This is a genomic window from Alteromonas sp. IB21 (assembly GCF_016405965.1).
Taxonomy (GTDB): domain Bacteria; phylum Pseudomonadota; class Gammaproteobacteria; order Enterobacterales; family Alteromonadaceae; genus Alteromonas.
In genome coordinates this window covers 48,406-71,072 of the sequence record NZ_JAEFCD010000026.1, presented here as the reverse complement: position 1 = coordinate 71,072, position 22,667 = coordinate 48,406, and the positions used below count along the sequence as shown (strand labels likewise).

Sequence of the window (22,667 nt, the reverse complement as noted above, 5' to 3'; positions counted from 1 at the left end):
GGAATCTATAGAAGTTTAGGCTGTAAGGGGCTGCCTGTGCAGCCCTTGTGTACGTGAAGCGGATGTTAGTACTTTGGAGCACAAAGTTCGCCAAGAGCGAAAAACTGACGTTTAACATAACTCAGTTAGATGACCGTGTCAGGGGCATTGGACTCTGTTGAGATAGCCACAAAAACTCACTTTCACTCGTCCAAAAAAGCCTCCCTTTTTACGAACTGCTCATATTTTCACTTAATTTGAGTCCAACGCAGCGGTGTAATCAAGTTGGCAGAGTTATGTTCGCGAGTCGCTGCAACTAGAAGCATTGTAAGGCGTTTATCGCAAGAGCTTTACCTGAGTTACATCATAATCGCGAGCAAGCCATAAAGTGTCGTTAAATTTATCGAAGAGTGTCAACCGCTTCCTATCAATGTTTCCCAGTACACGCTTGGGCGTTAAGTTTAGAACAAATGCTTTATCACCCGATAGAGAATAAAAATGAACGCTATAGGGACTGAAGATTGATTTAACCATCAAGTATTGTTTATCTGAAGAAAAGCTCCCATGGCCGTGTTCAGTCGGAGACACGTTACAGATACCATCATCATTGATCACCGCTAGGTACGTTGAGCGCGAAGGGCACGGCTCTCTTTTGTGCCATAGTGATGGGCAATTAATGGCGAGCACAAGAGGCCTTTCATCAAAACAGATGTCACTACATTCGTGATACCAAGCTGTGTTGAACGGAAAAGCATACAATGGTGAATAATGAGCAAGGTTGTTATTTAAGCTTATTTTTGAAATAAACCGTCCTCGTCTTTTATAAAAGAAATCTTCCAAAATAACGTGGATTGTACCAGTGTGTTCATCCATGTGAGCTTTTACCGGTGACGTTGAACGGTTTGCAGCATCCATTGGAAGCGGTTCGGCGAAGGGATATGTTTGAAAGTGACTATCTGAGAGCGTATAGGTAATAACACTATCGGGGAATACACAGCCGAATCCAGATGTGGTTTTAAATAAGGCAGCACATGAGAATTCTTCTAAGCTATACGATATCGTGTAGGAAAGAGCATCAAAGTTACCCTCTTGCAACGCAATAAATTGATACCCACGATCTTGGCTCCAACTCAGGGCTACGCAGCGCTCTTCAGGCAATGCCACGATGTCTATGACTGCCATTGGTAAATCATATTGATGAGTGATAGTTGATTTGGCTGCCATAGCTATTCCTTTAGATGCGTGGTCGTATAAATTGACGTGATATAAGACAAATTAGCGCTATACATTACCCTATGTTACAGGTGGCTTTCAGAGTGTGCTAGCGTGTTAAAGTTAAACAGAGAAATTATTTTGGTTTTACGTAATATATTAGTCGTCATATTCACCTGTAGGTGGGAGATTAGCACAGGAACACTGTGATTGGTGTGCCAGTACTCCCGACATGAAATAGTGTATTACTACAGTTCGTTCCACCTCGTGATGATATTCAGGATACGATGAGTGAAGATATATAAAACGCATCAATTAGGAGGTTCGAGAGATCCTAACTATTGCGCTGGTGTTAACGACATTTCAGCACATTATGGATCAACAAATTTGCATAATCGAAATGACCTCTTTTGGCACAAACCTGAAGTGACAAAATGAGGCCCTGAATGTTCGTTCCTTGTCTTTAGGCGACCTTGACTACCAAACCAGTTTCTACCAAGTTTTGCACAAATCGGAAATGTCTCCATATGGATGACATCTTAATATCCAACCTTAGAATGCAAATAGCCAATGAAACTTCACTTAGCTCGCTAGCTGCTGGCCTTCTTTATAAAGCTGAAGGGCTGTAGCTGTATCATGCTTGCGTTCACTAATTGCAGACAGCAGTAATAAATCTTCTTTGCGCGATTTCATTTTAGTGGCTTTAAGCAAGGCTTTCTCAGCCAACACATCATCGCCCGAGTTAAACGCAACTTGGCCTAGCGTTGAATACAGTTCAACATTTTCGTCGTCCTGTTTTATCCAGCTTTCTAGTAGACGCAATGACGGAGATGCGTCAGGGATATTAAGTTGCGTGAACAGTGGGAATAGGGCGCTATTCGGGCCTCGTTTTTGCCATTCAACCAATAGCTGCTGCGCGTCGGCATGCATGCCTTGGTCGAGCAGTTGCTGAACATACGCGGCGCGATATGCATCGTCATGACGAAGTTTTCGCGGCAGCGCCTCCCAGTATGATTTGAGCTCAACAGCACCTTGCTTACTGGCAATTTCTGCAAATTTGCCTTTAGCAATACGCTGGCTCCACGCTGTATAGTCGTCTTTAGGTAGCGCCTTGCGCCAGGCAGATAGATTGTCTTGCAATACTTGCCACTTGCCCAGCTTGGCAAGAATGCGCGCTTTAAGCTGAACAACTTGCTTGTTATCGCGCTCTTTCTCTTCAAGCTCATTAAGCTTTTCAAGAGCCGCATCGTATTTCTCTTCGGCCATATCGACACGGGCGTGCATGACTGTCGCGGCGACTTTTGCGTTCGGGAAATCGGTGGCCTGTACTAAGAAGTAACGGGCTTTGGACAGGTCATTATTAGCAAGGGCAATTTGAGCTGATGCTAAATAGTTAACGCCTTCAAAATCTCCGTTTGTGGTTTTACTTAAAGACTTTTGAGCACTCTCGAAATCACCAGACGCCATAGAGTGAAGGCCATCATAAAAAGCGCGTTTGCGCTTGCGCTCACCCAGTGTACCAAACCACTTGTGAGAGCCCGTTATAAGGCTTAATGCCCATACAACAAGTCGCGATAGTACATACCAAGCGATAACGGCACCAATCACCAAGATACAAAAGCTGATCACCGTCATCTCAATAGCGGTACTACCTAATGAAATTAGTACGTAGCCTTTATCGCCAAGTAGCATGGGACCGACAATTAACGCAACAACGAATGCGGCTAATACCGCAAGGGCAATAGCTAACCATTTCATAGTGCGCTTGCTCCTTGTCCAAATACCTGCTTAACACGGCTATCTAACAAACGCTCTAGCGGCTTTTGCGAGGCCAGCTCAGTAGGAATAGGACGGGAAATGTCAGTTGCAATAAGATTTTGTAGCGCTTCTACAAAGCCGGTCACTTGGCTTTTCTCTGTATCGTATTTCTCGATAATTAGCGTTTGGGCATATTGCAGCGACTGATTATATAAGCCTGCATCGCCTTGAAGTGCAGCAGTTTGTGCGTGCATAAGCTGCAGTCGTAGCTGCTCTTTTGCTAAAAATTGCGCTTCTAGCGAAAGCACTGGCTCTACCGGGCCTTCAATGGTTTTAACGGTTAAGAAATCATTAACTAACGAGCGCCATACTTTAGCAAGGTTGTCTTGCCAATCGTCAGCGGATTCCGACAAGGTAGTGTCTTCTGCGCTAGCGTCTTCTGGTTTTTCAAAGGTATCTAGGGGAAGCTTGTCAATTTGTGCCATCATGCCGGTAAGTGCAAGGGCGACTGAACTCTGAGAGACGGGGTTAAGCTGCTGAAGTGTTTGAATATCTTCCGCCAGGCTAGCGCGAACAGGCAATACCGATGGGTCTGCTAAAGACTTTAAGCGCTTATCTGCGTTAACAAGAAGCAAAATGGCGGTGCGTACATCGTTTTCTAGCCACAGCTTTCTGCCTGCCATACGCACTAAATAGTCGGCTTCGGCTATTAACCAGTCTGCCGGGCGGCGGCCTTCCATATTGTTAAGTTGCTGCAGTGTAGACTCAGCTTGCAAAGAGAGTTTTTTGTTCTGCGTTTTCAGTTCGGCCACTGTGCTTTGCAATGTTTGATTTGTTCGCGCCACGTCTTCCAGCGTCGCTAAAATGTCAGCACGCTCACGTTCAATAGCGTTTAATTTAGTCGCGTTACTTTGCTGGGTAGTGGCAGAGTCGGCGCTTGCCGATTGCTGCTGCATGTAATACCAATATCCAGCGCCTGCCATGCCCAACACAATTAAAAATAGGATGATTACAACGAACCATAATAGGCCATTGCCTGATGATTTTTTTTGCTTAGCGCCAGCCTTTGTCGATTCGCTCTGTGTGGCAGAAGACTCAATCACTTCTTTTTCAGCATCCACGTTTACGCGTTCCTCTATTTGTGGGCTATTTTCATTATTATTGGCCATTTAATACTCCCAGTTATCCTTTACCCAGGCGATGAGCGCCTGATCGGTGGCTCGCTGACAAACGCTAACCTTTTTAACACCTTTAACAGTCAGGGTGTTGGCAATACGGCTACTTACTGTTAACCATGGAAGGTCGATTAATGCGTCATCGAACTGTGCTATTAATTGTAGTGCCATTGCTTCGCTTGTAGCGATAATGCCGCTAACTTCGCTCATTTTCCACCGTTTTGTGTAAATTGGACGGGTAAGTAGCTCTCTTTTATAAACGTTGAAGCAATTCACTAACATTCCTTGTTCGTTTAATCCATCGGCAATGGCACTTCGCCCACCTTCGCCCTTAATAATAACGACGTGTTGACAGTTTGCCTCATTAAGTTGATGCATTGCCAATATACCTTCGGATGTATGAACGTCAGGTGTAACGATTTTATCTAGCGGAAATCCGTCTAGCTCAGACTGTAGTTTGCGTAATGTCGCATCGCCCACGGCGACGATAAGCGGCGGGTTATTGATAGCTTTACCAAGGCCGGCTACTACAGTTTTTACCGCGTATACACTAGTCACTACAACCACATCAACGGGGTTATTTAACAGGAATGCAGCTGCAGCGCTGCTTTCTGAGGGAACCGGCGTAATATCCGAGGTGGCTATGCCCACGGCTTCTATGCCTGCTTTTTCAAAAGCTATCGCGCTAGCTTTTAATTTCGGTAAAGGGCGTGTGAACAGTAGCATGTAAACGAAGCCTCATCCTTTTAGTTTTCGCCATATCGCGCGGACATGAAAAGCGCTTTAGTTGTAAAGCGCCTTAAGAATTTCTCCTGCACCTTGCTCTAGAAGGGCTTCAGCAACTTCAACACCAATATCCTTGGCGTTTTCTCTTGACGCTGTCGCTGAGGCAAAAAGAAGCTCAGAGCCGTCTGGTTTACCTACCATGCCGGTTAGCGTTAGCACGTCGCCATCAAGTGTAGCAAAGCTACCAATCGGTACTTGACATCCGCCTTCTAGGCGCTCGTTCATGGCGCGTTCTGCCGTAACACGGGTGTTAGTGTCCACGTGGTTTAGTGTTTGAAGTAGCGCGATTAACTCTTCGTCATCGTTACGACATTCGATCCCCACTGCACCTTGTCCTACTGCGGGTAACGAAATATCCGCCGGTAACGGCATGCGAATGCGTGATTCCATTTCCAGGCGTATAAGACCTGCAGAGGCCAATATGATGGCGTCATACTCACCGGCATCCAGTTTTGCAAGACGAGTATTCACATTTCCGCGAAGGTCTTTAATGATAAGGTCAGGGCGGTATTTGCGAATTTGACATTGTCTGCGAAGGCTTGACGTGCCGACCACCGCACCTTGGGGCAGGGCGTCTAGACTGTCGTGATGATTAGATACAAAAGCATCGAATGGATTTTCACGCTCGCAAATAGCGTGAAGACCGAAGCCTTCAGGGAATTCTACCGGTACATCTTTCATTGAATGTACAGCAATATCCGCACGACCTTCAAGCATGGCAATTTCAAGCTCTTTGATGAACAGCCCTTTTCCACCAATTTTTGCCAAAGGCGTATCTAATATTTTGTCGCCCTGCGTACTCATGGGAACAAGCTCAACAGTCATTGCAGGATAATGCGCCAACAATTTTGCCTTCACATACTCTGCTTGCCAGAGCGCTAGTGCACTCTTTCTAGTAGCAATTCGAACGGTGCGGGTGGTGTTGAGGTGACTCATGATTATTCCAAACTAGTAAAAAAGATGAACTAAAGCGACGTATCACTGAACGTCATACGAGATATACGTAGTATACGCATTTTCTGCGTTAATGTTTGTAAATAGCGGTAATTTTCTTCTTTGTTATTAATAAGTAAACAGTCTATGCTTGAAGGTATTACGGGGTATGTAGAGTAGTTATGGAGATCACCATCAAATGGACAACGCGTCGCTGAGGCAGCTACTTAGAGGAGCTCAGCAAGACCAAGCTGAAGCCAAACGTAGAAGATTAACCTTGTACTTTATCTCCTATGTTGGCGGCACCATCATGGCTTTCATGGCGTGGCTAAATATGGGCACTAACAATCCACTTTTGGTGGGCATGCTAGGGGGTTCTGCTGCATTTGTGTACGCGAATGTCATTCTATCTCACATATTTCCGCGCGCAGATATTTTCTACTACATTGCCGGGTTTGTAGTAATGCTTACTATAAACGGCTTAATTTACACGGGCGGGCTCAATAATACGGGCCTCTACTTTATATTCCCTCTGCTTTTCATTCAGATTGTCGTGGTGCAATTTAAACCTGCCATGGCGTACGTGGCGATTACGGTGGGGATAGCCATTCTCATGCTGTATAACCAAAACCATATTCTGGCGGTTTATCCTGACGAGCATGTTTCACGCTTTCTTATTGCGACATTCTGTTTCATTTGCGTAGCCTTTATCGGCGAGAACTTCTGGCATCAAAGTCGAAAAGAAATGTTACGTGAGAACCTTGAGAGAATGCGTCAAGCCAATACCGACCCGTTAACAAAGTTACCCAACAGGCGTTTTCTCGAGGCCGTATTTTTTGAAAAGGCGATGCAAGATCCCGGCGCATATTTTCCATTAAGCGCAGTGGTGGTTGATATTGATTATTTCAAAAAGATCAATGATACGTATGGTCACGACGTAGGTGATGAGGTTCTCATTCATTTAACGCGTTTAATGAAGAAATCAGTAAGAGCGACCGATGTTGTAGCGAGAACAGGGGGCGAAGAATTCTTAGTGCTCTTTCCCCACGCAACACTGAGTCAAGCTGTAAAGTTAGCTGAAAAAATGAGAACGACGATTGAGGCCAACCCGTTTGTAAAGGGTGACATCAATCACCCTATTACAGCGAGCTTTGGTGTGGCGACCGCGCTCACTGACACCAGTTTGCATGCCTGTTTAAAGCAGGCAGACGACAACCTCTACAAAGCCAAAAACGGGGGCAGAAACCGCGTTGTCGAGTAGCCCTATTTTAGGCTGGTTTGAAGCCACGCGCTAATATCGTTAAGTTCTTGCATACACACATTGTGTTGCATGGTGTAGGTTTGCCACGTTGCGTTGAATCCACACTCGCTCAGTGTTTTAAACGCTGCATTGCCCATGAACACAGGTACTACTTCGTCTTGTTCACCGTGGGCCATCATAATCGGCGTGTCGCGGTTCATATCGTTTGCTTCGCTTTGTAACAATGACGGCTCACACATATAAGTAGAGAGCGCAAGCACGCCGGCAAGTTTGTACGCAAACCTAGGTGCCAAATGAAGCGCGATAACTCCTCCTTGTGAAAACCCAGCAAGTATAATGCGTTCAGGCGGTATGCCGCTTTCAATTTGCGCTTCAATAAGCTGTTCAACTTGTTCTGCTGATGCTCTAACACCTTCTAAATCTGCGCGGCTTTCGAAGTCTAACGATTTAATGTCGTACCAGGCTCGCATACGCATACCGTTGTTAATGGTGATAGGGCGTTCTGGCGCGTGGGGGAAAAGAAACTTAACGGACATAGATTCGGGAAGTTTAAGTTCAGGCACAATAGGCGCAAAACCGTGACCTGAATCGCCAAGGCCATGAAGCCAGATAACGCAGGCATCGGGCGCAGCAGATGGATTAATTTCTACGCACGGCAGAAGTTGCTGAGTCATTCTTTATTTCCTTGTTAAGTTGTTGCTTTATCACCAGTGGTTATCCTTTCTCACAGGTAATCTCTATCTTTCTATCAATGGTAGGGTATGAGTCATAACTCTAACCCCATCATTCGTAGAAACTTATTATTAGTTATTTTGCTATTACCGAACTTCGATTTAAACGAAGGTAAACATCCTCCTTCGACGGATAAACTCAATAATCATAGTTACGGCACAACGGCTTAATATGCTATCATCGCCACTTGAAATCACCACATTTTGATAGAATTTTAATATCCTATGGCTTCACTACTTGGCAACTTGTTCATTCTTGCGGCTCCGTCAGGAGCTGGAAAATCAAGCCTTATAAAGGCACTAATGGAAAAGTACGAAGGCAATGAAAGCACGCCTATGCAGGTGTCTGTGTCTCATACCACCCGTCAACCACGACCTGGTGAAGTTGATGGCGTCCACTATCATTTTGTGAGCCGTGAGCAGTTTGAAGCACTCATTGAGCAAGGTGTGTTTTTCGAGTATGCGGAAGTATTTGGAAACTACTACGGCACCTCTCGTGTGACCATTGAGCAAACGCTTCATCGAGGAATAGATGTGTTTCTAGATATCGATTGGCAGGGCGCACGCCAAGTTAAAGCACTTATGCCAGATACTTGCGGTATATTTATCTTGCCTCCATCGTTAGACGTGTTAGAGCAGCGTTTAAATAGTCGCGGGCAAGATTCTGAAGAGGTCATTGCGGGCCGCATGGCGCAAGCAGTGGCTGAAATGTCTCACTTTAACGAGTTCGATAGCGTGATAATTAACGATGATTTTGCTGCCGCGTTAAATGACTTAGAATCTATCGTTACAGCAAGACGTCTTCGCACCATGAAACAGCAAATGCGACATCAGGTGCTGTTGGACGAATTACTGGGTAATGCGTAGGTTTATCATATCCACTATGGCGATGGCTTAAAGACCTTAAGATCAACAATACGTCGCCCAGATCTGACTGCTTCAATTTCAAACAAAATACTAGGATCGCGCAGTGTGTTTGTGTATACTACGCGGCCGTTTTTTGAATAAATTGCTCAACCTAATTTCCGGAGAAATACATGGCTCGCGTAACTGTAGAAGATGCCGTAGATAAAATTGGTAACCGCTTTGACCTAGTGCTTGTTGCTGCACGCCGTGCACGTCAAATTGCCACTGGAGGAAAAGATCCTATGGTTGACGTTCAAAACGATAAGCCAACTGTAACAGCACTTCGCGAAATTGAAGAAGGTTTTGTCACTGCTGCTACGCTAGAACAAGCGGATCTTCAAGCTCAAGAACAGCAAGAACATGCTGAGTTTGCCTCTGTTGCGAACATTTTATCTGATCAGTAAAACTTACTTTCAACGGTTTTAACTGTAATTTAGCGCCAGTGCTTTGAAAAAAGCACTGGCGCTTTACTTTTGGTGTATTGGCTTATTGCACAATAAAACGTATTCTTAGTGTTATAACGTTTTGTAAGAGTGATTAGGGTAACGCTTCGCTGTGTATTTGTTTGAAGGTTTAAAGCAGAAAGTTTTAGAGTACTTGCCAGCCGAGCGCGTGCAGCTGGTTCAGGATTCTTTTGTGCTTGCGCAAGAAGCGCACGATGGACAAATGCGTTCAAGTGGCGACCCATACATTACACACCCCGTTGCCGTTGCAGGTATTCTGGCGGATATGCACCTTGATCATGAAACGATCATGGCGGCACTGCTTCACGATGTTATCGAAGATACCCATTACAGCAAAGAAGACTTGGCAGAAGCCTTTGGCGATACGGTTGCCGAACTGGTTGAAGGTGTCAGTAAGCTAGATAAATTAGCGTTTAGCACCAAACAAGAAGCGCAAGCCGAAAACTTTCGCAAAATGATGATGGCTATGGTGCAAGACATCAGGGTTATTCTCATTAAGCTTGCCGACCGCACGCACAATATGCGTACTCTTGGTTCTCTGCGACCAGATAAGCGCAGACGTATTGCTCTTGAAACCTTAGAGATTTACGCGCCGATAGCCCATCGCCTAGGTATACACGACATTAAAAACGAGCTAGAAGATCTGGGTTTCCAAGCCATGTATCCGATGCGCCATCGCGCCCTAAAATCGGCAGTTCGACAAGCGCGTGGTAATCGTAAAGAGATCATCGAAAATATCCGTGAAGAGCTCAATACCCGTTTAGACGCCTACCAAATCGATTCGAATGTGCTTGGACGCGAAAAACACCTGTATTCCATTTACCGCAAAATGAAAAACAAAGAACTGATGTTCAACGAGGTAATGGACATTTACGCGTTTCGCATTGTGGTGGACTCGGTAGATAATTGCTATCGCGCACTCGGGGCAATGCATGGGCTTTATAAACCCATTGAAAATCGTTTCAAAGATTACATTGCGATACCCCGTACTAACGGTTACCAGTCGCTACATACCTCATTAATTGGACCACACGGAATTCCTGTTGAAATACAAATTCGTACACAGGAAATGGACCAAATGGCTGACAAAGGGGTAGCCGCACATTGGCTTTATAAAGAGCCAGGTGACAATGGCACTACTGCGCAGCTTCGCGCACGTAAGTGGATGCAAAGCTTGCTTGAATTACAGCAATCGGCCAGTTCGTCCTTTGAATTCATCGAATCGGTTAAAACTGACCTTTTCCCTGATGAAATTTACGTGTTCACACCAGACGGCCGTATTATAGAACTACCTACAGGCGCAACCGCCGTCGATTTTGCCTATGCAGTGCACTCTGATGTGGGTAATACCTGTGTAGGTGTGCGTGTAGAGCGCAGAAACTACAGTTTGAGTAAGCCTCTTGAGAACGGTCAAACCGTTGAAATCATTACTTCTCCCAAAGCGAAGCCTAATGCGAATTGGCTAAACTTTGTAGTAAGTGCTCGTGCGCGAACACGCATTCGTCAGTACTTACGCAAGCAGCATTCTCAAGAAGCGGTAAACATGGGCAACCGCTTACTTCGCCATGCGTTAGGAAGCGTCAAGCTAGATGATATTCCAAACGACGATATCGAACGGGTGGTTGCAGAGACTAAACACGACAATTTTGATGATCTACTTGTTGATATTGGGCTTGGCAACGAATTGAGCGCCATTGTCGCTCGTCGTTTACTTGGCGAAAGCACAACGGATTTATCAGATAAAAAAGGTAATGTAGCGATTCGGGGCACCGAAGGGTTACTTGTTCATTATTCTCGTTGTTGCCACCCCATCCCAGATGATGAAATTGTAGCGGTGCTAAGTCCTGGCCGCGGAATGACTATCCATCAAACGGGCTGCAACAATATTCGCAAGCTCACAAGAGAAGAGCCTCAGCGTGTGCTGCCCATGCGGTGGGACGACAATCCACAAGGTGAATTTAAAGCGTCCCTGCGCATCGAGCTGTTTAACCATCAAGGGACACTGGCAACATTAACGAACACTATTTCAGGGTGCGATTCCAACATCATTGGTCTGCAAACTGAAGAGAAAGAGAGTAACATCTACTTTATAGACCTTGAACTTACCACACACAATCGTGTGCACTTGGCTCGCGTGATGAAGAAAATACGCACCATGCCGGAAGTTCAGAAAGTGTCTCGCCATAGTCAATCTCGACACTAATTACTACTTATTTAGGAACCACTATGTCTAAGTCTATTATTCAGACCGATAAGGCACCTGCCGCTATTGGTACTTACAGCCAAGCGGTAAAAGCGGGTACTACCGTTTACCTTTCAGGCCAAATCCCACTGGTTGCTGAAACCATGGAAATGGTATCTGATGATTTTGAAGCGCAAGCGGTACAAGTTTTTGAAAACATTAAAGCGGTGTGTGACGCGGCAGGCGGCACAACGAACGATTTGGTGAAAGTTAACATTTTCCTTATCGACCTTGGTCACTTTGCAACGGTTAATGAGATCATGAGCCGTTACTTTACCAAGCCTTACCCAGCGCGAGCTGCCGTTCAAGTTTCAGCGCTACCTAAAGGTGCGCAAATTGAAATTGACGGTGTGATGGAACTGCCGGAGTAAGCCATGTCACCTGAGCGTTACCAGCGCATGAGACAGGTGCTGGAAAGAAGGCAAACCGATCTTACGGTTTGTCTTGAAAATGTGCACAAGCCGCATAACGTTTCGGCGGTAGTAAGGACGTGTGATGCGGTGGGTATTCATCGCGTTCATACCGTTTGGGAAAAGAAATACCAGTTTCGTCGTGGCTCGGCCATGGGCAGTCAGCAATGGGTGCGCCAAACTAATCACGACAATATCAGTGATGCGATGGCGGAGCTTAAAGGGCAGGGTATGCAGGTGTTAGTTACCCACTTATCCGATACTGCTCTAGACTTTCGTGATATCGACTATACCAAGCCTACCGCTATTTTATTCGGGCAAGAGAAATATGGCGCTACGGATGAAGCAAAAGCCATGGCCGACCATGACATTGTTATACCTATGATGGGCATGGTGCAGTCGCTTAATGTTTCAGTGGCCGCCGCGCTGGTACTTTACGAAGCCCAGCGCCAGCGCACTATTGCCGGTATGTATAACACGCAGCAGTTACCAGAAGAGGAATGTCAGGCATTGGCGTTTCAAAATGGTTACCCGCGTTTGTACAAGCTTTGCCAACGCAAAGGTTTGCCGCTGCCTCCTATCAATTCATTAGGCGAAGTAGATGCCGATGAAAGCTGGTGGAAAGAGATGCAAATCACCCAGGCAGAAGCAAACGCACTAGAAGTAGACTAAGTCACCGGTTTTGCTTTTACTTTTGCTCTCACTTGTATAGGGGCCAGCATAACAAACTGGCCTAAAGCGTACTCGCCAACCCCTCAACAATCCTTTACACTTCCTATTTAATAACACGTTGAATAACATTTGCTTGAGCTTTGTAGAGTTTAAGCAAGCAAGGTTTAAAAGAAGGATGTCGCTTGATGCAAGCACTGGCCACTACACCCATTACTGCGCTTAAAGGCGTAGGCGCAAAGGTGGCAGAAAAGCTAAATAAAATTGGCTTGTTTACCCTTCAAGATATTCTGTTTCATTTACCCCATCGCTACGAAGACCGAACCCGCATTTACAGCGTGGCCGAATGCCGCCCGTTTACCCATGTAAGCGTACAAGGCGAGGTAATGAGCGCCGATATCCAGTATGGTAAAAAGCGCATGTTAGTGGTTAAGCTAAGCGACGGCACGGGCACTATTACGCTGCGTTTTTTTCACTTCGGTGCTGTACAGCGGTCGATGATGACACCAGGCAACACCGTACGCTGCTTTGGTGAGGTGCGCACCGGTAAATGGGGAATTGAAATGATGCACCCCGAATTCAAGCTAGTTGATGAAGACGCGCCACCTACCGAAGAATCACTCACGCCGGTTTACCCCACTACCGACGGGGTTAAGCAGTTAACCCTTCGCAATTTAACCGACCAAGCGCTCAAGCTGTTAGATAAAGGCGCACTTGCAGATTTACTGCCCGAAGGTATGTACGACGATCAGATTAGCCTTAACGAAGCCCTTCATTTAGTGCATCGTCCGCCACCTGATGTTGACGTACATGAGATGGAAGAGGGGCTGCATCCTGCTCAATATCGGTTGATATTAGAAGAACTACTGTCGCATCACTTAAGCGTGTTGAAAGTGCGTAAGTTGTCTGATGCCCAGCCCGGTATTCCCATTAAAGTGAACCAGCCGCTTATCGATAAGATGCTAGCACAGCTGCCGTTTTCACCTACCGGTGCTCAGGCAAGAGTTGTGGCAGACATACAAAACGATATGCAGCATGCCCGGCCCATGATGCGTCTGGTTCAGGGCGATGTGGGCTCGGGCAAAACCTTGGTGGCGGCACTTGCCGCGCTATCCGCCATAGGTGCTGGGCATCAAGTGGCCCTAATGGCACCTACCGAACTTTTGGCTGAACAGCACGCGAATAACTTTCGCGGTTGGTTAGAGCCTCTCGGTATAGAAGTAGGCTGGCTCGCTGGAAAGCTCAAAGGAAAAGCTCGCAATGAAGTCATGGCGCGCTTAGAAGCTGGTGACATTCAAATGTTGGTGGGTACGCACGCTATTTTCCAGGAAAGCGTGAACTATCAGCAGCTAGCGCTGGTGATTGTAGACGAGCAGCACCGCTTTGGGGTACATCAGCGTTTGGCTTTGCGCGATAAGGGCGAACAGCAGGGCCGCTATCCTCATCAGTTGATCATGACCGCCACACCTATTCCAAGAACGTTAGCGATGACTGCTTATGCTGATTTAGACACGTCGATTATTGATGAACTTCCCCCAGGGAGAACGCCAGTACAAACGGTTGTGTTACCCGATACACGCCGCGCTGACGTAATAGAGCGGGTACGACAGGCCTGCAAAGATAATGGCCGACAAGCTTATTGGGTGTGTACGCTTATTGATGAATCTGAAGTGTTAGAGTGTCAGGCCGCAGAAGATGCCGCCGTTACATTGCGCACCGCGCTACCTGACTTACAAGTAGGCTTAGTACACGGGCGGTTAAAGCCCGCTGAAAAAGCGCAGGTTATGGCTGACTTTAAAGACGGTAAGCTGGACTTACTGGTGGCGACTACGGTTATTGAAGTAGGCGTAGATGTGCCTAACGCTAGCATTATGATTATTGAAAACCCGGAGCGTTTGGGTCTAGCTCAGCTTCACCAGTTACGTGGCAGAGTAGGGCGTGGAGCCGTTGAAAGTCAGTGCGTACTTATGTATCAAAGCCCGCTATCTAAAACGGCAACCCAGCGCCTTGGCGTATTACGTGAATCTAACGACGGGTTTTATATAGCACAGCGCGATTTAGAAATTCGAGGTCCGGGCGAGTTTATGGGCACGAAACAAACGGGTATGGCAGAGCTTAAAATAGCAGATTTGGTGCGCGACGCTGCGCTCATTCCAAAAGTGCAAGAAATTGCGTATACGCTATGGAGCAAATACCCCTCTCACGCTCAAGCCATTATTAACCGCTGGATAGGGCATAAGGAGCAGTACGGCCATGCTTAATAGTGTGCCTTTAGTTGCTGCTGAAAACAGCAGTAGTGATGATACTGCGCTGGTAAACGCGGTAAGTGAAAAGTGGCATTTTCCTATTATCACTCACAGTGAAAAAGCCAATGAAGGCTTCTACCTTCAGGTGCAAAATGGTGTGCTGGGGCTAGCCGACGCAAGTGATAAGAAGGTGTTGCCAGTAGAAGTGGACTTTGCATCACCAGCGAGTTTATATCGAAAGCAGCACGGTGGTGGCCGTAAAGAGCCTATTGTTAAAGCCATCGGTCTTAAAGGTAACGAAAAGTGGCATGTTGTAGATGCTACGCCCGGATTAGGGCGAGACGCTTTTGTACTTGTGAGCGTAGGCTGTAAAGTGACCATGATAGAGCGCTCGCCTATTGTAGCGGCGTTGCTGGAAGACGGCATCCGAAGGTTAGCACTTAGTTTTCCAGAACTTGCTTCACAAATGACCTTACGGCATGGAAATAGTGCTGAGGTAATGCAATACTTCAGTGGTGAGAATGTGAATGCGGTTTATTTAGACCCCATGTTTCCACATAAAAAGAAGTCAGCCTTGGTGAAAAAGGAAATGCGGCTGTTTCAGCAACTGCTTGGTCATGACCCAGACGCAGATGCGCTGTTACCGCCAGCACTAGAGCTAGCTACGCACCGGGTAGTGGTGAAGCGCCCAAACAGTGCAAACGTGCTGGCAGGAATGAAAGCATCAATGGCTATTGAAAGCAAAAAACACAGATTTGATGTGTATTTGTGTCAAAAAAATCTAGGAGAGTAGCATGATACAAGTTGGGGGCACTTTGCCTGAAGTAGATTTTAGCCTTTTAGTAAATGGCGAAATAACCAACCCAGGAACGAATGAGTTGTTTTCGGAAAAACGCGTTGTTGTGTTTGCAGTGCCGGGAGCATTTACGCCAACCTGTTCACAAGCACACTTGCCAGGCTATGTAGCGCTTGCTGATAAGATTAAAGCGAAAGGCATCGATACCATTATTTGCTTGAGCGTGAACGATGCATTTGTAATGGATGCATGGGGTAAAGCAAATAATGCGGATGAAATTGTAATGCTAGCTGATGGCAACGGTTTCTTCACTAAGCAAATTGGTTTGGATATGGGCACAGGTAACTTCGGTGGTTTACGCTCATTGCGCTATTCAATGCTCGTAGAAGATGGCGAAGTGAAAAAGTTGAATGTGGAAGACCCAGGCAGGTTTGACGTAAGCGACGCACAAAGCATGCTAGATAGCCTGTAGCACGCTTTTTAGCTAGAAAACGTTAAGATAAGCCCGCAACCTAGGTTGCGGGCTTTTTTCGTTAAAGCGTTCGTGAATATTCATTAATTTACATATCCGTATACTTAAAATTGAAATTCATTAAAATGACGTCAGAGCGTGATCTCTCGCACAATGAATTGCGTTGAATATCAACACGTTCAGCTATGATTAATGCGCCTTGCCTTATAGTGGAGAGGATTGAAGGTACATGCTGTCAGAGTTTGAACACCGAGTTACGTAGCATGTAGACTCGTTCAGTTACCTTTACTTGCTTAATGATAATAAGTATCATTTGCGCGATAAGACAAACGTTTTAGGAACAATTATGACAACAACACTGAAAAAAATGAGTGCTTTAGTTCTGGCATCTGCGGTGACATTCTCGATGCTATCGTCTCAGGCATTTGCAAATGGTGCGATTGGCGGTCACGTGAACAATCTTCACGCGCATATTGGTGAATACACCGAAGAGGTACACTGGCTAGAGGAAAAGTTTGGCGGTGTTGTTGATGCGTATGAAGAAAAAGACAAGTCTGTTAAGTCAGACGCGCTCATCGAATATTGGGAAGAAGTGGATTTTCATTCCGCAATTGAAACCCAATATGTGCCTATATATGCTTCTATCTGGCAGGGTATTTACGGCGTAAAAATGGCAATAGACGAAGGTAAGCCCGTTGACGCTGTTCGCGTAGAGCAAGAGAAGCTAAATCATGCCTTGTGGCAGGCGCTAGGCGCAGTTAAACTTGCAGCCCAGTATCAAAAGAAAGGATTAGTGAGCCAGGTTCAAACCACTGAAAAAGAACCGACCACTGGCCCTGAAGCCATCGATGATATTAAAACACGTCTTGACCGCGTGGTTGCTAAGTATGCAGAACAGCTGCATGAGGTGGCAACGACGCTTGTTCACGATACTTACCTTCAGCGTTTCGAAGGCGTGGAAGGTGACTTGATTGCAAAAGACGCAGCATTAGTTGAAGACCTCGAAAAAGACTTTAACGTTACGCTTCCTCAGGCCATCTCGAAAGACACGGGCGTAGATGCTGTGCGCAAAGTGGTAGAGTCTATGCAGGTCAAGCTTGATCGCGCTCGCGCACTTTTAGTTGAAGTAGAGCAAAGTCGCAAAGACGTTTTTTAAGGAAGGGGTATGCAACGAAGAACATTCTTACAGGGCTTAGCGGCAGCGGGTGCTTTATCAGCTTTGCCCGTTGGTCTTGCAAAGGCAATGACGCAAACAGGCAGCGTGTCAGTTGAATCATTGCCCAAATTAGAAGGTGATCTCACCTTGTATTTAGGGCGTGGTGAAGGCGGGCTGTACGAGAATGTTCTAAAAGCCATTGAAAAGCGCAACCCTAAGCTGAACTTGAAGGTTAGACGGGGCGGTTCGGCAGCACTGGCAAATACCATTGTTGCGGAAACAAAAGCTGGCGTAAAACGCGCCGACCTTTTCTGGGCGGTGGATACCGGTTCAATTGGGGTTGTCACCGACGCAGGCGCTGCTAAGCCTTTACCTAACGATTTACGTTCGCAGCTGCGCGAAGATTTTCAGTACCCAAGTTGGTCGCCCGTCACCGGCCGAGTAAGAACCTTGCCATATAACACCAAGCGCGTTAAGCCAGAGCAGATACCAGAAAGCGTAATGGCGCTGGCTGACAGCGATTTAAAAATTGGTTGGGCACCCGCTTATTCGTCGTTCCAATCATTTGTTACGGCAATGCGCATTTTAGAGGGTGATAAGGCGACAAAAGCCTGGCTCAAAGGCATTAACAAGCATTCTAAAAAATATGCTGGTGAACTTGGCGTGGTAATGGGCGTTGAGCGTGGAGAAGTGGACATCGGTTTTGCCAATCACTATTACACGCTGCGTCTTAAATCAGGCAAGCCCGATGCCAATGTAGCGCTAGCATACACCAAGGGCGATGCGGGTTGCTTAGTAAACGCGTCGGGTATTGTCGCGTTAAGTGACGGCGACTTACCGGTTAACTTTATTCGCTATTTGCTATCACAAGAGGTGCAGTCGTATCTTGCTCGTGAAGCCTACGAAATACCGCTTGTTCAGGGCGTTGAACAGCCGCAGGGCTTAGCAAGTTTGAGTACGCTCTCTCCTCCAGAAATGGACCTTCGCAAACTGGCTGATTTACGCCCCACTCTTAATTTAATGAGGGAAGTCGGCGTACTGTGACAAACTGGCCAAAGTCGTATCCACTGGCACTGCTTATTGCGCTGATGGCTTTACTGCCCGTCGGCGTTTTGTTTTCTTTAGCCCAAGACAGTGCGCAGCTTTTCGATACCCATAACCTGCGGGTTTTAGGTAACACCATTTCACTGGTGGTACTTACCATAATTGGGTCGGTGCTTATTGGTGTCCCTCTTGCCTTTCTTACTGCCTATGTGCAAATGCCGTTCAAGCGTTTTTGGCTAATTCTGCTTGCCGCGCCACTGGCACTACCCAGTTATATCGGTGCGTTTGCGATGTACTTCTCATTTGGCAGAGGCGGTGAAATAGAAAATATATTAGGTATTACCACGCCGCCCATCAGCGGATTGTGGGGCTCTGCGTTAGTAATGAGCCTTTACACTTACCCCTTTGTGATGATGACCACCCGTTCTAGCCTGTTAAGTTTAGATGCAAGCTTGGTGAATGCTGCCCGCACGTTAGGTTTATCGCTAGGTGCTAGCCTATGGCGCGTAGTGTTGCCTCGAGTCGTCAATAGCGTAGCGGCAGGCGCTTTACTTGCTGCGCTTTATGCATTGTCCGACTTTGGCACGCCGGCCATTATGGGCTTCGACACGTTTACCCGCGTGATCTTTGTTGAATACAACGCGTTCGGCTTAAGCCAAGCGGCCATGCTAAGCTTGCAGCTTATGGTTATTGTAGGGCTCATCCTATTTATCGAGAGCCGTGTTAGTGGAGCCCAAGAACGACCTGGCAGGCATTTATCGCTATTTCCAGCACGATGGCAGCGCAACCTTATGTTGCTCGCTACTATGCCGATAGTGCTGTTAGCTATTGTGCTTCCGTTAGCCATTTTTACCCTCTGGCTAATACGTGAAGGCACCGGAGGGTTCGAGTTAAGCTACGCATGGAATTCAGCCCATGCGTCTTTCATTGCAGCCATTGTTGCCGTATTACTTGCTATTCCTGTCGCTCATGCCGCGATTGCCGGCAAAGCGGGGCGCTTTATGGAACGCATTACTTATTTTGGCTTTGGTGTACCCGGTATTGTTATGGGGACGGCGCTAGTTTACGTTGGGCTTACATACCTGCCAGCCCTTTATCAAACCCTGAGCTTGCTGGTGATGGCTTACGTGCTGCGCTTTATTCCACTTGCGGTGGGTAGCGTAAGAAGTACTGCCGAAAACATCGATTCAGGTCTAGTAAAGGCGGCCCGTGTACTCGGTGCTAGCCCGCGGGAAGCCTTTATGCGGGTTACGCTGCCGCTCACTCTACGTGGTATGATAGCCGGCGCAGCCTTAGTGTTTTTAGAGGCCATGCGAGAGCTTCCCGCTACCTTAATGCTTGGGCCAACGGGGTTCGAAACCTTAGCCACTTATATGTGGCGTGTGTATGAGGCTGGTTATTTTGGTCGTGCCGCCGTACCGGGGTTGTTATTAGTTTTATTATCAGGCGTGGGGTTAATCCTTATGCTTTCGGGCGAAAGAAAAGCCCAATTTACCGTTACTGAGGATGATCGTTCGTAATGCTAAGTGTTAGTAATTTGTCAGTGAATTATGGGTCTACCCGCGTTGTCGACAAGTTAAATCTTGAACTTGGTCAAGACGAAATCCTTATGTTGGTTGGACCAACCGGCTGCGGTAAAACGACTATTTTGCAAGCGCTTGCAGGGCTTATTCCTATTTCTGAGGGTGCAATGAGTCTAGGCAAATGGCAAAGTACGTCTAGCAAGCATGTTCCACCTGAAAAACGTAACGTGGGCATGGTGTTTCAAGATTTTGCGCTTTTTCCTCACCTCACGGTTCAGCAGAATGTGTGTTTCCGTTTAAAAGATACGAAGCTTGCTGATCACTGGTTAGCACTATTAGGGCTAGATAACTTTCGTGATGCCAAACCTGCGCGATTATCTGGCGGGCAAAAGCAGCGCGTGGCGTTGGCAAGAACGTTGGCCCACGAGCCGGCCTATGTACTGCTTGACGAACCGCTTTCAAACTTAGATGCCGCCCTTAAAGACAGTTTGCGCTGGGAAATTCGCGATGCGCTTAAAAAAGCAGGCGTGCCCGCTATTTGGGTTACCCATGACCAAGAAGAAGCGCTTAGTGTAGGTGATAGGATAGGTATTCTAAATAAAGGCGTGTTAGAGCAATTAGACACGCCAGAAGCCTGTTATTCTTCGCCAGCCAGCCGATTTGTGGCGCGCTTTATGGGCGAAGCTAGTTTCTTGAGCGCAACATTTGATGCTAGTGAAGCAAATCCAGACAAAACTGTCGTTACTGAAATTGGTAACGTACCAGGAACACCGCTGCAAGGGGCAAATGGCAATGTAGATTTGCTGGTGCGCCCTGACGATTTAAGCCTAGACGCTACGCTTAGTGAGACCAACTGCACGGTAGAATGGGTGCGCTATGAAGGCGAAAGCCGTTTGTACGCGGTTATGTTAGATAGTGGTGACGAGCTTAAAGTACGTGTAAGTCACGAAAATGCTATTAAGCCGGGCACCCGCGCTTTTGTTCAGCTTATTACTTCGCACCCGCTAGCGGTGTTTCCAAAGGATAGCCGTGATTAAGCGCGATGTTATAGTGATTGGGGCCGGCGCAGCTGGGCTTTTTTGTGCAGCTCAGGCAGGCGCGCGCGGGCGCAGTGTAGAAGTGCTCGACCATGCCAAAAAAGTTGGGCGTAAAATTCTTATGTCGGGCGGTGGTCGCTGTAACTTTACCAATATGTATGCGGGGCCTGAAAACTTTCTATCGCAAAACCCCCATTTTTGTAAGTCGGCGCTTAGCCGCTATACCCAATGGGACTTTATTGGTTTAGTGGCAGAACATGGCATTGCCTATCATGAAAAGACATTGGGCCAATTATTTTGTGATGATAGCGCCAAAGACATCGTTGACTTACTACTTAATGAATGTAACAAAGCGGGCGTTACCATTACTACCCGCTGTGAAATTTTAAGCGTAGAGAAAACAGAAAGTGGGTACTTACTTTCAACTACAAATGGGGATTATGAGTGCGAGTCGCTGGTTATTGCGACTGGCGGTTTGAGTATGCCAAAGCTTGGTGCCACCCCGTTTGGTTACAAAATTGCCGAGCAATTTGGTCTGAAGGTTTTACCTACCCGGGCAGCCCTCGTGCCATTTACTTTGCACGATAAAGACAAAGAGACACTGGCCGAACTGAGCGGTATTGCAGTAGACGTATACGCAAGCTGTAACGACACCACGTTTAAAGAAGCCATGCTGTTTACTCACCGTGGCTTAAGCGGCCCGGCTATGCTTCAAATTTCCAGCTATTGGGAGGCGGGTGACAGCTTAAGTATTAATACGCTGCCCAATGACGACGCCACGGCGCTTATACAAACCGCACGTACTGAAACCCCCGATGCCCTGCTGGCTACCTGCCTTAACAAAGTGTTCCCAAAGCGTATGGTGCAAAGCTTTATTGAATACCATAATTGGCGCAACGTACCGATTAAACAGCTTACTCATGGGGAATGTGATGCCATTGCTGACACGCTTGAGAATTGGCAGGTAAAACCCAACGGTACAGAAGGTTATCGCACTGCCGAGGTCACCATAGGTGGGGTAGATACCAACGAGTTATCGTCTAAAACCATGATGGCTAAAAACGTGGAAGGCCTCTTCTTTATTGGCGAAGTGGTTGACGTTACCGGTTGGCTAGGTGGCTTTAATTTCCAATGGGCTTGGAGCAGTGGCTGGGCAGCGGGGCAGGTGGTTTAAAACGACATACCAATCGCAAGCCCTGCAACAACAGCGCTTTTGTGGTTTCGGTGGTAGTCGTAATGAAGCTGCGGCGAGATGGTAAAGCCAGATACTTCAAACTCGTACAAAAAGCCTAAACGAGCCACCTCCATTTTATGACTGCCGTGAAATTCCACCCCGGGGCCAATTTGTGCAATAAAGTTGTTAGTGATGTGAAGGTCTGCAACCAGTAGATAAGTATACGCATCTAAATCTTCATAAGCGTACTCTGCAACAAACCCCACACCTAAAAAGTCGCTCACACGGTATTCGTAGTCGATACCTAATGTGAATGCGTTTCCGCACTCTTTGGTATAGGTCGTACCTACCAATGCAGATAAATGGTGGGGTGTTGTCTGCCAATGATGTCCAGCGTCTGTAGCATAAGTAAATGGGGACAATGTCAAAACAGCGAATAAAACGATTGCTTTTCTTAATTGCATAACGGAGCTCACTTACCTTTTCACCGTGACTTCATAGAAAGACTAACTCTCTAACACCTTTGGCGGACTGGCTGCTATGAACACGCACATAAAGGTCAGTTCACCTGCTTAAGCGTAGGTCTCATGCGGCATTTGTACCAATGAACTTTAGTTGAAAATTATTGTAAATAAGGCAGTTAAACGTGTCATCTAACATACGTAGTTATCTATCAATATACGCTGAAACTCG

General features: G+C 46.7%; 22 protein-coding genes. 15 read left to right on the top strand and 7 right to left on the bottom strand.

Translation table 11 applies throughout. The features are described from left to right. Window positions 1-315: 315 nt before the first annotated feature. From JC525_RS16100 to hemC, 5 genes are all read right to left on the bottom strand, one after another. A complete protein-coding gene (locus JC525_RS16100) occupies window positions 316-1,203 on the bottom strand; it encodes a hypothetical protein (protein WP_198816741.1) in 888 nt (295 codons plus the stop codon). Between the two features lie 570 nt (window positions 1,204-1,773). Beyond that, on the bottom strand, window positions 1,774-2,949 hold the full coding sequence (locus JC525_RS16095; protein WP_198816740.1) for a heme biosynthesis HemY N-terminal domain-containing protein: 1,176 nt from the start codon (window positions 2,947-2,949) through the stop codon (window positions 1,774-1,776). Further along, on the bottom strand, window positions 2,946-4,118 hold the full coding sequence (locus JC525_RS16090; protein WP_198816739.1) for a uroporphyrinogen-III C-methyltransferase: 1,173 nt from the start codon (window positions 4,116-4,118) through the stop codon (window positions 2,946-2,948). The genes JC525_RS16095 and JC525_RS16090 overlap by 4 nt, the downstream gene beginning before the upstream one ends. Next, window positions 4,119-4,850, bottom strand: a complete 732-nt coding sequence (locus JC525_RS16085; RefSeq protein WP_198816738.1) for a uroporphyrinogen-III synthase — start codon at window positions 4,848-4,850, stop codon at window positions 4,119-4,121. A 57-nt stretch (window positions 4,851-4,907) separates the two neighbouring features. After that, complete coding sequence (hemC, locus tag JC525_RS16080; RefSeq protein ID WP_198816737.1) at window positions 4,908-5,846, bottom strand: hydroxymethylbilane synthase; 939 nt, start codon at window positions 5,844-5,846, stop codon at window positions 4,908-4,910. Between the two features lie 196 nt (window positions 5,847-6,042). Between hemC and JC525_RS16075 the strand changes: the two genes are divergently transcribed. After that, on the top strand, window positions 6,043-7,104 hold the full coding sequence (locus JC525_RS16075) for a GGDEF domain-containing protein (protein ID WP_198816736.1): 1,062 nt from the start codon (window positions 6,043-6,045) through the stop codon (window positions 7,102-7,104). Between the two features lie 2 nt (window positions 7,105-7,106). Here JC525_RS16075 and JC525_RS16070 read toward each other — a convergent pair whose 3' ends face one another. Then, entirely contained in the window at window positions 7,107-7,778 is a 672-nt protein-coding gene (locus JC525_RS16070) for an alpha/beta hydrolase (protein ID WP_198816735.1), read from the bottom strand. 87 nt (window positions 7,779-7,865) lie between these two features. Between JC525_RS16070 and JC525_RS16065 the strand changes: the two genes are divergently transcribed. From JC525_RS16065 to JC525_RS16000, 14 genes are all read left to right on the top strand, one after another. Next, window positions 7,866-8,006, top strand: coding sequence for a hypothetical protein (locus JC525_RS16065; protein ID WP_198816734.1), 141 nt, complete (start codon window positions 7,866-7,868; stop codon window positions 8,004-8,006). A 54-nt stretch (window positions 8,007-8,060) separates the two neighbouring features. Further along, complete coding sequence (gene gmk / locus JC525_RS16060) at window positions 8,061-8,702, top strand: guanylate kinase (RefSeq protein ID WP_198816733.1); 642 nt, start codon at window positions 8,061-8,063, stop codon at window positions 8,700-8,702. A gap of 170 nt (window positions 8,703-8,872) precedes the next feature. Beyond that, the gene (gene rpoZ, locus JC525_RS16055) at window positions 8,873-9,145 is read left to right on the top strand and encodes a DNA-directed RNA polymerase subunit omega (protein WP_198816732.1); all 273 of its coding nucleotides are present in this window, start codon (window positions 8,873-8,875) and stop codon (window positions 9,143-9,145) included. Between the two features lie 151 nt (window positions 9,146-9,296). Beyond that, complete coding sequence (spoT, locus tag JC525_RS16050) at window positions 9,297-11,408, top strand: bifunctional GTP diphosphokinase/guanosine-3',5'-bis pyrophosphate 3'-pyrophosphohydrolase (protein ID WP_198816731.1); 2,112 nt, start codon at window positions 9,297-9,299, stop codon at window positions 11,406-11,408. Between the two features lie 23 nt (window positions 11,409-11,431). Next, complete coding sequence (locus JC525_RS16045; RefSeq protein ID WP_014975316.1) at window positions 11,432-11,818, top strand: RidA family protein; 387 nt, start codon at window positions 11,432-11,434, stop codon at window positions 11,816-11,818. 3 nt (window positions 11,819-11,821) lie between these two features. Further along, window positions 11,822-12,529, top strand: a complete 708-nt coding sequence (trmH, locus tag JC525_RS16040; RefSeq protein ID WP_198816730.1) for a tRNA (guanosine(18)-2'-O)-methyltransferase TrmH — start codon at window positions 11,822-11,824, stop codon at window positions 12,527-12,529. A 185-nt stretch (window positions 12,530-12,714) separates the two neighbouring features. Then, window positions 12,715-14,787: an ATP-dependent DNA helicase RecG gene (gene recG, locus JC525_RS16035; protein ID WP_198816745.1), complete on the top strand. Its 2,073-nt coding sequence runs from the start codon at window positions 12,715-12,717 to the stop codon at window positions 14,785-14,787. Continuing rightward, window positions 14,780-15,565 (top strand): class I SAM-dependent methyltransferase, encoded by a 786-nt coding sequence (locus tag JC525_RS16030; protein ID WP_198816729.1) that lies wholly within the window; start codon window positions 14,780-14,782, stop codon window positions 15,563-15,565. The genes recG and JC525_RS16030 overlap by 8 nt, the downstream gene beginning before the upstream one ends. Window position 15,566: 1 nt before the next feature. Continuing rightward, on the top strand, window positions 15,567-16,040 hold the full coding sequence (locus tag JC525_RS16025; protein ID WP_198816728.1) for a peroxiredoxin: 474 nt from the start codon (window positions 15,567-15,569) through the stop codon (window positions 16,038-16,040). 346 nt (window positions 16,041-16,386) lie between these two features. After that, window positions 16,387-17,196: a hypothetical protein gene (locus tag JC525_RS16020; RefSeq protein ID WP_198816727.1), complete on the top strand. Its 810-nt coding sequence runs from the start codon at window positions 16,387-16,389 to the stop codon at window positions 17,194-17,196. Window positions 17,197-17,205: 9 nt separating this feature from the next. After that, window positions 17,206-18,240, top strand: coding sequence for an extracellular solute-binding protein (locus JC525_RS16015; RefSeq protein WP_198816726.1), 1,035 nt, complete (start codon window positions 17,206-17,208; stop codon window positions 18,238-18,240). Then, entirely contained in the window at window positions 18,237-19,760 is a 1,524-nt protein-coding gene (locus tag JC525_RS16010; RefSeq protein WP_198816725.1) for an ABC transporter permease, read from the top strand. The genes JC525_RS16015 and JC525_RS16010 overlap by 4 nt, the downstream gene beginning before the upstream one ends. Next, window positions 19,760-20,800, top strand: coding sequence for an ABC transporter ATP-binding protein (locus tag JC525_RS16005; protein WP_198816724.1), 1,041 nt, complete (start codon window positions 19,760-19,762; stop codon window positions 20,798-20,800). The genes JC525_RS16010 and JC525_RS16005 overlap by 1 nt, the downstream gene beginning before the upstream one ends. Continuing rightward, a complete protein-coding gene (locus JC525_RS16000) occupies window positions 20,793-21,974 on the top strand; it encodes an NAD(P)/FAD-dependent oxidoreductase (RefSeq protein ID WP_198816723.1) in 1,182 nt (393 codons plus the stop codon). Before JC525_RS16005 ends, JC525_RS16000 begins: the two co-directional genes overlap by 8 nt. Here the strand turns inward: JC525_RS16000 and JC525_RS15995 are convergent. After that, on the bottom strand, window positions 21,971-22,438 hold the full coding sequence (locus JC525_RS15995) for a hypothetical protein (protein ID WP_198816722.1): 468 nt from the start codon (window positions 22,436-22,438) through the stop codon (window positions 21,971-21,973). The two genes, JC525_RS16000 and JC525_RS15995, sit on opposite strands and share 4 nt — an antisense overlap. Window positions 22,439-22,667: the final 229 nt, after the last annotated feature.

Coding starts and splice junctions, on each gene's coding strand:
- JC525_RS16025 (WP_198816728.1), top strand. CDS start 15,567: ATGATACAAGTTGGGGGCACTTTGCCTGAAGTAGATTTTAGCCTTTTA.
- JC525_RS16005 (WP_198816724.1), top strand. CDS start 19,760: ATGCTAAGTGTTAGTAATTTGTCAGTGAATTATGGGTCTACCCGCGTT.
- JC525_RS16065 (WP_198816734.1), top strand. CDS start 7,866: ATGAGTCATAACTCTAACCCCATCATTCGTAGAAACTTATTATTAGTT.
- trmH (WP_198816730.1), top strand. CDS start 11,822: ATGTCACCTGAGCGTTACCAGCGCATGAGACAGGTGCTGGAAAGAAGG.
- JC525_RS16095 (WP_198816740.1), bottom strand. CDS start 2,949: ATGAAATGGTTAGCTATTGCCCTTGCGGTATTAGCCGCATTCGTTGTT.
- JC525_RS16030 (WP_198816729.1), top strand. CDS start 14,780: ATGCTTAATAGTGTGCCTTTAGTTGCTGCTGAAAACAGCAGTAGTGAT.
- hemC (WP_198816737.1), bottom strand. CDS start 5,846: ATGAGTCACCTCAACACCACCCGCACCGTTCGAATTGCTACTAGAAAG.
- JC525_RS15995 (WP_198816722.1), bottom strand. CDS start 22,438: ATGCAATTAAGAAAAGCAATCGTTTTATTCGCTGTTTTGACATTGTCC.
- gmk (WP_198816733.1), top strand. CDS start 8,061: ATGGCTTCACTACTTGGCAACTTGTTCATTCTTGCGGCTCCGTCAGGA.
- JC525_RS16070 (WP_198816735.1), bottom strand. CDS start 7,778: ATGACTCAGCAACTTCTGCCGTGCGTAGAAATTAATCCATCTGCTGCG.
- JC525_RS16090 (WP_198816739.1), bottom strand. CDS start 4,118: ATGGCCAATAATAATGAAAATAGCCCACAAATAGAGGAACGCGTAAAC.
- JC525_RS16015 (WP_198816726.1), top strand. CDS start 17,206: ATGCAACGAAGAACATTCTTACAGGGCTTAGCGGCAGCGGGTGCTTTA.
- recG (WP_198816745.1), top strand. CDS start 12,715: ATGCAAGCACTGGCCACTACACCCATTACTGCGCTTAAAGGCGTAGGC.
- JC525_RS16075 (WP_198816736.1), top strand. CDS start 6,043: ATGGACAACGCGTCGCTGAGGCAGCTACTTAGAGGAGCTCAGCAAGAC.
- JC525_RS16100 (WP_198816741.1), bottom strand. CDS start 1,203: ATGGCAGCCAAATCAACTATCACTCATCAATATGATTTACCAATGGCA.
- JC525_RS16085 (WP_198816738.1), bottom strand. CDS start 4,850: ATGCTACTGTTCACACGCCCTTTACCGAAATTAAAAGCTAGCGCGATA.
- JC525_RS16045 (WP_014975316.1), top strand. CDS start 11,432: ATGTCTAAGTCTATTATTCAGACCGATAAGGCACCTGCCGCTATTGGT.
- JC525_RS16020 (WP_198816727.1), top strand. CDS start 16,387: ATGACAACAACACTGAAAAAAATGAGTGCTTTAGTTCTGGCATCTGCG.
- rpoZ (WP_198816732.1), top strand. CDS start 8,873: ATGGCTCGCGTAACTGTAGAAGATGCCGTAGATAAAATTGGTAACCGC.